Genomic DNA, 12,765 nt, shown 5'->3' with positions numbered 1-12,765 from the left:
GAATTTCTTTATGATTCATACGATTTACTCCCTTCTATGATGTTTTGCACACTCTTAAAATCCAGTTTTCCTTGCGCCACCTCTTGCATCAATCCGATGATTTGCTCGTCTGTATACGTTTTTGTTTGATGTGCTGCCGCGCTTTGATTGCGTTTTTCAGCTTTTAACGCCAAATGAGCGGATAAATCTTGGACTGTCTGATATTCAAGGATTTCCCGGCCAGTCACCTTCATCTGCGTGATTTTTTCGATATGACGCATCAATTTTCGGCCAAGAATTGAATCCATTCCATAATCCAAAAAGTTTCTTTTGAAGCTTATTCGCTCCTCAGATATGCCCAACTCTCGTGCTAAAAATTGAACAATGATCTTTTGAATGTGTGTTTCGCCATTAGGCTCGTCAATCTCTGTTTTCATGTCTTGTATATGCGGTTTAGCGGCCTTTGTTTGATGATTCCCTGACGAAACCCAATACCGCTCCCTTGCAAACGGATAGCCAGGTAAAGGAACCATCCGAACGTCATCGCCTTCATGAAGGAGTTCCCACGGGATCTGATATCCTTTCACCCAACATTCCGCAATGTTTTCCAAATTTCTTTCTTTTGCGAGTGCTTGCAGGAATGCTTCATCCTGTTTTACTAACACCCCTTCCGTATGTCCTATATAAAGGGATGCCTGTTGGCCTGATACCTCACCATTCTTCATTGCTTCCGCATATTCCTTCAATTTTCGCACCAATTGCTCCTGATTGTTTACAACAATCGCGAGCCTCGCTTCCATGGCTTTTCTTCCAGCCTGAAGTGTATATGCAACATCAGGTAAAGATAGGTTCTGATTCTGCTCAAGATACACTATCATGCGGCTGACAGCATCCTGAAGCCGATCGTCATTTTGGGCCGATAGCACGATAACCTGCGGGCATTCAGCTGACTCTTTATGCCGCTGTGTGAACGGCTGCTCATCCGGGATGTATTCTTCAATGACTGCATGGGCATTGGTGCCGCTGATACCTGTCGTGCTGATGGTTCCCATCCTCGGATTCTGATTTTTCCTGATCCATGGAAGGTTCTCTTTGCAAAGCACAAACGGGCTTTCTTTAAACTGAATATACGGATTGTCCGCTTTACAATGATGAGTAGCCGGAATCGTCTGGTTTTTTATTGCCATCAGCATACTGATTAAAGCAACCACCCCTGACGCTGCAAATGTGTGTCCGATTAAAGGTTTAATCGAGCTCATCATGCAGAATTGCTTCTGCTTCGTATATTTGCTGAACACGCTCGTTAACGCTTGGACCTCAAGCGGATCACCAAGATTCGAGCCGGTACTGTGCGCCATCACATATTGAATGTTGAGCGGGTTGATTTCATTTTTTTCATAAATGTTCTCGATCAATTCTGTCTGGCTAAAAGGATTTGGTGCCGTAATGCCATTGGTTTTGCCATCGTAATTCACACCGCTGGCCTTTATGCAGCCATAAATGTGATCATTATCTTCAATGGCCTTTGATAATGGTTTCAGGAGAACAGCAGCCACCGCTTCACCTGGCACCAGACCATTGGCATCTTGGTCAAATACTTTACATTGTCCGTTCGGAGACAGCATTTCGGCTCTTGTCAGCGCCTCAAATGACATTTGAGAAATATTCAGGCTGACGCCGCCGGCTAAAGCCATTTCACAATCTCCCTGACGGAGGGCTGAACATGCCTGATGAATCGCCACAAGTCCAGATGAACATGCTGCTGTCAATGCCATATTAGGTCCTTTTAGATCTAATGCGTATGCGATTCGCGCAGATAATGTGGCGTTTTGTGTTCCGTTAATGTAATCTGTATCTCCGGTTAAATGCGCATATTCTCCTTCTTCCACACCTACGTAAACACCGCAGGATTTTCCTTTTATTCGATGTCCCATATAGCCAGCATCTTCAAATGTGTGCCAAGCTTCCTCTAGAAAGATGCGCTGGCGCGGGTCCATGCTTTCAGCTTCTTTAGGCGATATTTGAAAAAACAGCGGATCAAATCGGTCTATGTCCTTCAAAAATGCGCCCCATCTCGGCACTGCTTTTTCTGGACCTCCGTTAGCTCCACCCCAGTCCAAGCGTTCTTTCGGGATGGCAGTGATACAATCTTTCCCGTTTTTCAGATTGTCCCACAGCTCCATGACCGAATCAGCTTGAGGAAATCTGCCGCTCATTCCAATAATGGCGATAGGCTCAGCGTGAACCTGCCGGACGCTTTTTTTGCTGGTATCCAGTTCTGCAGGAACCGGAGCATCATCTTCAGGATTCTTTTGTGCCTCAGGTGCATCATCCCGGTAAAATGCTTCGATCAGCTCTTTGTGATCCGTTAAGAAGAAACGGATTAATTCCTGTAAAGTCGAGTACCCAAAAAATAAAGCCGGTGTCACTTCGATGTTGAAATGCTTTGATAATACAGTCGAGAATTTAGCCAAATAGATCGAATCAAATCCGAAGTCGGCCCAATTTTTGTTCAAATCCAGCTTGTCCTTTGAGATTTTAAGCAATGTGTGAATACGCTCTTTCAGATCGTGTTCTAAACGTTTTTCAACGCTTAGCGTTTTTACCTCGTCTCTTTTTTCTAGTACAGCTGGGGCTTGAATGGCGGGTTCCGGAATAGCTGATTCGGTCATTCCTAAAAAGCGGCTGACCCGGCTGGCCTGACCGGCTATCACAAGATGCTGAGCATCCTGCTGAGACAGGATGTGTTCGAATAGGCGAATGCCTTCATCGGCTTCTAAGAAGCGCTGGCCGCTTGATTTCAGGTACAATTCGGTTGTTTCTTCATCACCGATCTTCATTCCGCCATCTTTCCATACAGGCCAGTTGATGACATACGTTTTGCCGCTATGAAGCCCATTTCTGTACTGTGCATAGGCCATTTGGAATCGATTCCCGATCGCATAATCACAACAGCCAAAATCTCCTAAAACCGCAGAAGACGAAGAAAAATAACAAACAAAATCAAGGATTTCATTTTTAAGCCATTCATCAAGCGCTATCGTACCGCTGATTTTCGGTTCAATGATGCGCTGGAAGCTATCGATCTCTTTATCAAAAATAGCAGAATCGCTCTCGATACCAGCTGCATGAATAACGCCGTTGATGGCGCCAAATCGGTCTTTCCCTCGTTTCACGCAGTCTCCCATCGCGATAGGATCAGAAACATCTGCCTCTGCATACATGGCTTCGCCGCCTAGATCCTTTAATTCTTTTATTTGCTTTTGCTTCTCGTCATTGAAAGGCGACCGCCCTGTCAAAATAAGGTTTGCGGCATAGTTTTTAGCCAAATGCTTGGCGAATAAATAACCGAGCCCTCCTAAACCGCCTGTCATCAGGTAAGTGCCGCCAGACTTCAATTTGCTGTCGTTCGGTTGTATGGTGGTCTGTTTAATGTGACATACACATCGTTTCCCATTTTGATACAAAACGGTTTGTCCAGTTAAGGCCTGTAATTCCGTCCATATTTTACGTGCCCAATCATCCATCGATTCTTGATCTGCCGGCTGAAAGATTCCAGTCACTTTCGTATGTGGAAAAACAAGCCCGAGTGAGCGTTCGAAGCCAATCCATGATTCCAGATAGCTCCGGTCAAGACCATTTTCAAAACGTCCCGCCAGCAGCAGCCGTGAAGGATGGAGCTTTGCTGCGGACATCCCTTGTAATAAATAGACAATGCATGAATGGTCCTTTATATAGCTCTCATCTTCCGCGGGCCACATATAGAGAATTGCATCTGGCTCTCCATGTTCCTCCTGAATGCTCTGGAAGGCTTTTTCAAAAGTGACAGGTTCTTGCCTCACAATCTGATAGCTGTATTGAGACTGTTTGCTGTACACCTCACCCTGCGAAATAAAAATGACCTTGGTGTCTAGATCAACGTTATTTACAGATGAAGCGAAGGCGTTTTGCTTTTCTCTATCCGTCAGAAAACAGATGAGCGTTTTGAAGCGTTTCGATGTGATAGTTGCCGGTTCTTCTTTCCACACCTCTTGAAAAGTCATAACCTCAAAATGCTCTTCTGTTTGCTGTTCTTTAGACGCTGGGGCCTTTGCCTGATCTGGTGCCCAATAACGTTCTCTTGCAAATGGATATGCGGGAAGACTGATCCGGACAGGCGTATTTGTTCCATACAGCTTATCCCAGTCAAAATACAAGCCTTTCACCCAAAGATCCAGCAGTTTCGTGTATTTCCCTTTGCTCATCCATGCCTCTATGATTTTTTCTGTATCTTCATCTGCCGATAAGACCGCTAATGCTTTTTTGTTCTCATCGATGCGATCCAGGTACAGGCTGTCTGCTTTATTTTCGATAAAATCGCTCAGCTTTCTCTCAAGATCCTCTAATGATTCCGCTATAAAGCCCAGCCGTTCCTCCATTGCTTCACGACCCGTTTGCAAAGTATAGGCGATCCTGATCAGATCTGTTTTACAGTACCTTTTTTCTTGAATGGCTGTGAGCAGCTGTTCCGCTCTCTCTTGCAGCCTTTCCCTGTTTTTCGCTGACAGCACAATCAGCGCAGGAGGAAAAGCTTCAGGCGTTTGCGCTTCTGTTTGCGAAATATACTCTTCAAGGATCATATGAGCATTGGACCCTCCAGCGCCAAAACTGCTCAATCCGGCGCGTCTCGGCACCTCCTGTCCGTCAATCACCGGGCGCTTCCATTCACCAAGATGCTGCTGAACGACAAATGGAGTATGGCTGAATTCAATATTTGGATTCAATCGCTGAGAATGCAATGACGGCGCAATTTGACCGTATTTAAACTGAAAAAGTATTTTTGTCAGTCCTGCAATTCCAGCTGCACTTTCACAATGACCGATATTTGATTTACTGGAGCCGATCGCGCAAAACTGTTTCTCCAGCGTATCTTCCTCAAATGCTTTTGTTAATCCCGCTATCTCAATCGGATCACCTAATGCGGTGCCTGTTCCATGCGCCTCCAGATAACTGATAGTTCGGGCAGGAATATTGGCGCGCTCAATCGCTTCTTTAATCAGCTGTGCCTGTGCATGAGGATTTGGAACCGTATATCCATTTGTTTTTCCTCCGCTGTTAATCGCACTTGCCTTTATCACACCGTAAATATGGTCTCCGTCTGCTATTGCATGTTGCAACGGCTTTAACACAATGGCGCCTACGCCTTCACCGTCGACAAATCCATCTGCGTCATCCCCGAAAGATTTACATGTATCACTTGCAGAGAGCATATTCATGACAGATAGGTTCTGATAATGAACCGGGTCAACAACTAGATTGACACCGCCGGCAATGGCGCAATCACTCGATCCGCTATAAATGCTTTCCAGCGCTAGATGAATCGCTGTCAGAGAGGATGAGCAGGCTGTATCGACTGCAAGGCTTGGCCCTTGGAAATTCAGCAAATACGATATTCTGTTTGCGATAGACCAATAGCCGTAGCCGGTCGGATAATTTTTGTTCATGACTCCGGCAAAGACGCCGATTTTTCTGCTTGTAGAGAGCGTGTCAGGCGTGTATCCCGCATCTTCTATACTTGCATAAGCGGTTTGCAGAAATAATCGCTCCTGAGGGTCCATTCTTTCTGCTTCAAGCGGAGAAATCTGAAAAAATAATGGATCAAATTTGTCCATATCTTTGATAAAGCCGCCCCATTTCGTATAAATCGACCCTTCTTTTCCTTTTTCTTTATCGTAATAGGCTTTCCAATCCCAGCGTTCTTTCGGAATTTCCTCAATACAATTTCTACCTTCTTTTAGGTTATTCCAAAAGTCTTCAGCTGTCTCCGCCTGAGGAAAACGGCCGGAAATGCCGATAATGGCAACGTCACGGCTGGCAGGAGCGTGTGTTGGCGTTTCTTTCTCCCTGCTGAAGCCAAGCTTGCGATAGCGCCGCATTCCTTTAGCGGCCTGCCCAGATTTTTTTGAAGACTTATTCATGCTTGCGGCCGGTGTCTGTGGGTGAACTTGACGGTCAAGACCTGTCAGTTTCATCAGCGCTTCTGTTTTTGTTTGGATGAAATGCTCAACTAACGCGTCAATCGTTTGGTACTCGAAAAATAAAGTGCTGCTTACATGGTCAAATTCTTTACGCAAGGTATTCGTCAGCTGGACAACGACGATAGAATCAATCCCGTACTTTTCAAGCGGTTCAGATGACTCAATCTTGCTAGCAGGAATTTTCAATGTTTCCCCGATTAGTTTTTTCATATATTCTGTGCTTTTTTCTCTGAGGTGAGCATGATTTGATTGTCCTGTTTTCTCCGAATCTATGTTTTGTGTATTAGCTGGCTCCTTATTAGACGCTAATGAAACATCCTTCTCTGGCGAGATCACAGTTTCCATCAAACGGCGTACCAGCCCGTTGCTAGAGCCAGCGACGATCTGGTGACTGAGATCATGGGCCGCTTCGGCCGGGAAGAAGACAGATTCAAAGCCTTCGCTTTCAAGTGCCGCTTTCCAGCTGCTAGGATATAAGCCTGGGCAGCCGGGAATCCGTACTGCAGGATCTTCATACAGCCACCAGCCTTCCAAGAGACCAAAGGTGATGTGAGGGAACAGGCTGTTTCCCGCCATTTCATTCAGCAGCAGCATTCCGTTGTTTTTCATCACTGCTTTTGTATGCCGCAGCGTTTGACGGATATTCTTTGTCGCGTGAAGGACATTGGCTGCAATGACGACATCATAGCCGCCAGCCTCGATTTCCTGCTGGTCAATCGGTTTTTCTACATCAAAAAGCTGATACGTCAGGTACGGATTTTCCGCCCCATATTCCTTTTCAGCATGCAACAAAAATGCTTTGGACAGGTCTGTATAACAGTATTCTTTGATATGGTTTTGATAGGCTTTCAGTTTTTGAAAGATTCCGGCGCTCGTGCCGCCTGTGCCTGCCCCTATTTCCATAATGCGGATGGATGCCTGCGGATCGTGCTTCAGCCGTTCATCCAGATAAGCTATTAACGTATCGGCAAGCAATTTATTAAAATAGTCTGCCACTTTGTTATGCTTATAGATGCCTTCTACTAATTCCATTGAGGACTGAGGAAACATCATATCTGTGGCAGGCACTTTCCCTGTCAAAATATCCGGTAATCCTTTCAGCATGGTTTCTGCTAAAACAACCATTGCTTTTGTATTGCTGTCTTTGAGCCATTTTTCTTTTTTCGCATTCCATTCTTGCCAAATCAGCGCGATATCCTCTGCTGGATCCTTCCTTACCAATGAATCTCCATCTTTCTTAAGATAACCATGCTGCAGAAGGAATTCACTGCTTTGCCGAAGCCACTTTTCATAAAATTCACGAGTCTTGTATTGTTGAAGGCGTTCAATCGATAATCTATGACCATCAAACAGCCCAGCCGTTTGCAGCTGGCCTAACAAAAGTCTGTAAAGAAGATCGTCCAGCTCTTCGTGTGTCACTCTTTGAAATCGTCCTGTTTTCGGCAGGCGCCCCTTCAGGCTTTCAACGTCTGCCGAAGGGTGCTCAGGATAAAGGGTGATGAATTCTTTCTGATTCACGCCTTCGACTGCTACAGGTTTTGTCGTATGAATAAATGCCGTTTGGCTGACTGGTCCAGAAAGCAGTGCTTCTAAAGCCTTCATACCTTCCGCAGGCTCAATTAAGCCTAAGCCAATTTGATTCATGAGCTGTACATACTGTTCATCCTCGGCCGCTTCACTGTTCCCCCAATATCCCCAGTTCATGACTTTTACAGGGCAAGCCCATGTATGAGAAAGTTGGTGAGCAAAAGCATCTGCAAATGCGCAGCCAGAGGCATAATGGCTTTGCTTTACGTTTTTGATATGTGCCACAAGCGAAGAGAAAAACAGAACAAAATCTAAATGCTCCTGTTGGAACACTTGGGCAGTACGAACACTGGCATCCACCTTCGCCGCCAGTCCGGCAGTAAATTCTTCCATCGTCATATTATCCAGACTTTGTTCAGATAAAACCATTGCAGAGTGAACGATCCCGTGAATTTCAGGATGACGCTTTTTCACTTGATCATAAGCCTGCTGCAATGAATGCATATCCGCAGCATCGGCTGTAATATAGTAAGGCTCAGGGCCAAGCGCTGAGAGACGGTCTATTTTCGCCTGGATGGCATCATTGATTTGACTGCGTCCAATCCAAACGATTTGCGCCTGATAGCGGCGGATCATGTACTCACTCCATGCCTCCCCGATGTACCCAGCGCCTCCGATGACCACATATACTCCGCCTGTTCGGTATAGCGTGTCATTTGACGGTGAGTACCGATATGGGATCAATTGCTGCTGATGCCATTGCTGATTCCGATAGGCCCAAGTGTGTCCGAGACGGTCAGCAGGAAGCGTAAACATTTGATGTACCGGCCACATGCAGCCTTCTTCAAGATCAAGAAGACGGATTTTCCAATGCGGATATTCCTTAGCGATTGTGCCCGCGAGTCCATGAATGCTTGCATGAGCGGGGTGAACTTTCTCAGATGGAGTAACTGACTGCGCTTGGACGGTCACAAAAGACCACTCCAGCTTCTTCTCACCATAGCCTAATTGAAGACATGCCTTCACAAGCTTAAATGCCTGAAGAACGGCCTCTTCTTGCCCTTCACTAACGATATTGTCCGGGTGTGACGGGGCCATCCACAATACATGGTCAATGCCTCCGCATGCTTGCAGCTTGTCCGCTATTGCAGAAATGTCATCTGCTGACGGGATATCGATAAAGGAAACCTGCGGATGATGCTGCTTTATTAACATCCGTTCATCTTCAGTACCACCGCATAAAACAGCACGCGTAGCAACAAACAAAGCATTGTCCTCACCATTTGGAGAAACCGGTTCCCAGACAGGGATCATCATCTTATGCCCTGTCAGCGGAGAATCGGCTGCTTGAGGCATGGTCTGCTCTCCATCAAGTGCCCGCATCGAGGCACCCTTCATTCGTACACAAACGTTCCCGTTCTTATCGCATAAATCAATATCATACTTTCTGACTTTGTCGCCCGCTTTACTGTCTGAACTATAACGAATATAAGACCATATCTCCTCAGGACACGGGCTGAAAACATCCATCCCCTGCAAAGCAAACGGGAGAGACAGCTGGCGGGCCTGTGCGTCAGCATTGACTGAGCTGACGATAAAACCGACTGTGGCATGGAAGGCGGAATCCATCAAACTCGGGTGGAGCGTAAAATGCTGCTTGCCGTCTTTTAGAAAAGCGGGTAACGAGATTTTTGCAAGCAATTGATCATGTCCGACAAGTACTTTTTCAATCCCTTGATAGCCCTCGCCGTAGTCAAGCCCAATCTTTCGAAACGCCGTATAGCATTGTTCTGACGTCACTGTATCCAGACTGCATTCTGTCTGTATGGATGCAAGATCTAAAACAGGAGTGTCCGCTTCAGCTGAAATGACTGCACGGCCTTGACTGTGTATCATCGGGGTTTCTTCTTTCATTTCAGAGCTGCTGTAAATGTCAAAGGAAATGTCCCCGTTATCCTCAGGATAAAGGCCAATATGTATTTCTTTTGGTTCACTTCCTATCGTGATCGGGCGGATCCAGACGATGTCTTTAAGCGACACAACTCTTTGTTCACCTTCCAGATCACCCGCAGCTTTTTCCGCTGCTTCCCTTGCCATTTCTAGGCAGGCAACGCCCGGCAGGATTTTCTGTCCCTGCACAACATGATCAGATAGGAAAAATTCTTGACCTGTAAAAACAGAGCTGAAGCGCTGCTCCGTAAAGTCTGACGTATTGCGGTGCACCAGCGGATGTAAGGTATGATCTACTATGCTGGTTTTTGTTTCAGGAGCTGGTATCCAGTAGCGCTCCTTTGCAAACGGATAGGTCGGAACACTGATTTTAAGCGGTTTGCGATCGCCATATAGCTCGTTCCAGATCACCCGTTTTCCTTGAACCCATGATTCAGCTATTTTCTTCAATTCGCTGTTTGTTGATGTTGGTCCGGCGGCCTCCTGATCCTCCTTGGTTTGCCCAGACCAGCAGCCGTCGATCTCTATTTCACCATTTGCAAACGCCTGAAGTTTAGCAGATAAATCCTTTATGTCCTTCACGATAAAGGCTGCCCGCTCCTCCATTTCCACCCGGCCTGTCTGTAATGTATAAGCTAACGCTACAAGATTGACGTCTTCGCTCAGAAAATCAAGGAGTTTAAGAGCGTAAGCGTGCAGACGGTCTTTGTTTCTCGCGGACAGAGGAATAATCATTTCTTCATTTTTCGTTAAAATCGGCTCTGAACGGCTCTCTGTCGGAATATATTCCTCCAAAATAAGATGAGCATTTGATCCTGAAGCGCCAAACGAACTTAAACCGGCGCGGCGGGGATATGTGACGTCCAATCCGTTTTCTGTAAAAGAAGGCTGCTGCCATTCCTTTGTATCATGCTGGACAAAAAACGGGGTTTCATCCAGCTGCAAATAAGGATTCAGCTCTTCTGAGTGTAGTGACGGCACCAGTGTTTTATGGTGAAGCTGCAGGACAGTCTTCGTTAAACCGCTGATGCCGGCTGCAGACTCAGCATGGCCAATATTTGATTTCACAGAACCAATTGAACAGAATTGCTTCTCCTGCGTATTTCGGCGGAAAGCCTTCACCAATCCTTGTATTTCAATCGGATCTCCTAATGAGGTGCCAGTGCCATGGGCTTCAATATAGCTAATGGTGCGCGGATCAATTCCTGTTTTCTCTAAGCACGCTTCGATAACATCAGCCTGAGCTACCGGGCTCGGTACTGTAATTCCGCTTACTTTTCCCACATGATTAATGGTACTGCCTTTGATGACAGCATAGATCCGGTCACCGTCCTGTTCAGCTTTTTGGAGCGGCTTTAACAATACTGTTCCGACACCTTCTCCCGATACGTAGCCGTCCCCGCCTTTTCCGAATGTATGGCAATAGCCGTCACTTGAGTGCATTCCGACACTGCCGTAGCTGATATATTTAGCCGGATGCAGTGACAAATTGACGCCTCCGGCAAGCGCGGCCTCACATTCTCCATTCCGGATGCTCTCAATTGCCAGATGAACAGCAGTTAATGAAGAAGAGCAGACCGTATCGACCGCCATGCTTGGACCGTGGAAATTACAATAGTAAGAGACCCTATTGGCAATTTGCGCATAATTCAACGATAAAGGAAATGGATGATGTTCTGATAGAGCCTCCGCTCCTATAAGGGAGTAGTCCTTATGCATAACACCTGCAAACACGCCGACATGCTGTCTTTTATTTTCTCCCTGAGGTGAAGCAATGGTTTCTGGTGTATACCCCGCATCTTCAATGGCTTCCCAGCACGTCTCTAAAAATAAGCGTTCCTGAGGGTCCATCGTTTCCGCTTCACGGGGTGAAATCCTGAAAAATTGAGGATCAAAACAATCAGCATCCTCGATAAACCCGCCCCATTTTGACAATGGCTTGCCCGAAGGTGAATCCAGACCATTGTTATCCTTCCATTCCCAGCGCGAGTTTGGGATCTCCGTGATGCAGTCGGTACCCGCCTTAAGATTTTCCCAAAATTCCTGTATGTTTTTTGCCTTAGGGTAACGGCCTGCCATTCCGATAATGGCAATATCCCCGCCGATCTCTGGTAAAGAGGGAGCGGCGTCTGAAGAATCCTGCATTGGTTTAGGAGACTGGCGAACTGTATCGTCCGCCTCTCCCATTGAATAATGATCAGCAAGATACACAGCTAGTTCTGCAATCGTCGTATATTCAAACAGCAGCGTTGGCGAAAGATCCGCTCCGATCTCATCCCCTATCTCCTGAACCACTTTTAGCAAGGATGGTGAATCCAGCCCAAGCTCATAGTATCCGGCGTGGATATCCATTTGTTCTGCCGGCCTTTCAAGCTGTTGAGCAAGCAATTGACGCAAATACGTTTCAATTGCCGTATAGTCTCGATCAGGATTCTGAGAGACAGCATGAATTTCTTTTCCAGAATGAAGGACTGCCGCATCACGTACAGACTTGCCTGCAAACTGTTTCAGCTCGGCCACTTTTTGTCCGGAGGAATTAAAATATTCAATCGTCATATAAGTGAGTTCGTTCTTCTGGCGCACAGACGAAGAGAGGATCCGTGCTGTACACCCTTTTTGCAATCGTTCTGAAGCTGAAAAAGATTCATAACACAGTGGCAGATACATCGTTTGATCTGAGAGAAGGCAGCTTGAACCTATACCGCTGCCATCAATGAGAGTCGGATGAAACAGAAAAGCTTCAGAATGGCCCAGCGCTTCCTGTCCGACAGACAGATCAATCAAAGCACCCTCTTTGGTTTTATAAATCTTCCCTTCCGCCTTCATCATGCCGGTATGCACTAATTCTTGAGAGCGGCATTGTTCATACAGTTCATCTAAATTCAAAATCCTTTCAGCTGTACGTTTCCACTGATTATGGTCTATTGAATCTTCAAAAGAAGTCCGCTCTTTACGATGCATGTCAGCCGTCACATATTGTCTTTTGTCCGAAAGCGACTCACCACGCTGTTTTTGTCCGTCGATGATGATGGACCATGTCCCTTTCTTGCTTTCAGACACGTGAATTGTGAGAGCAATGTCATACAATTCGTCTGCGATCAAAGGGTAAAAAATAGTCAGGTTTTTTAATTCAAGCTCTTGATATGCGTAACCATGTTCTTGGAATACTTGGTAGATCAAATCTATATAAGCAAGGCCGGGTAATAATGCTTGTCCGTATACCTTGTGGTTGGACATGATAGGATTATTTAATGAAATGTGCAGTTGTTCAGTTATCATTTTCCCACTCCTC

General features: G+C 46.1%; 1 protein-coding gene. It reads right to left on the bottom strand.

The features are described 5' to 3' along the window. Window positions 1-8: 8 nt before the first annotated feature. Entirely contained in the window at window positions 9-12,752 is a 12,744-nt protein-coding gene (locus ABZM97_RS09395) for an SDR family NAD(P)-dependent oxidoreductase (protein ID WP_333516215.1), read from the bottom strand. Window positions 12,753-12,765: the final 13 nt, after the last annotated feature.

Origin of the sequence: Bacillus vallismortis, assembly GCF_040784915.1 — a bacterium.
In the GTDB taxonomy this organism is placed as follows: Bacteria; Bacillota; Bacilli; order Bacillales; family Bacillaceae; genus Bacillus; species Bacillus subtilis_G.
The sequence above is the reverse complement of the archived record's forward strand: the minus strand, read 5'-3'. Positions and strand labels throughout refer to the sequence as shown.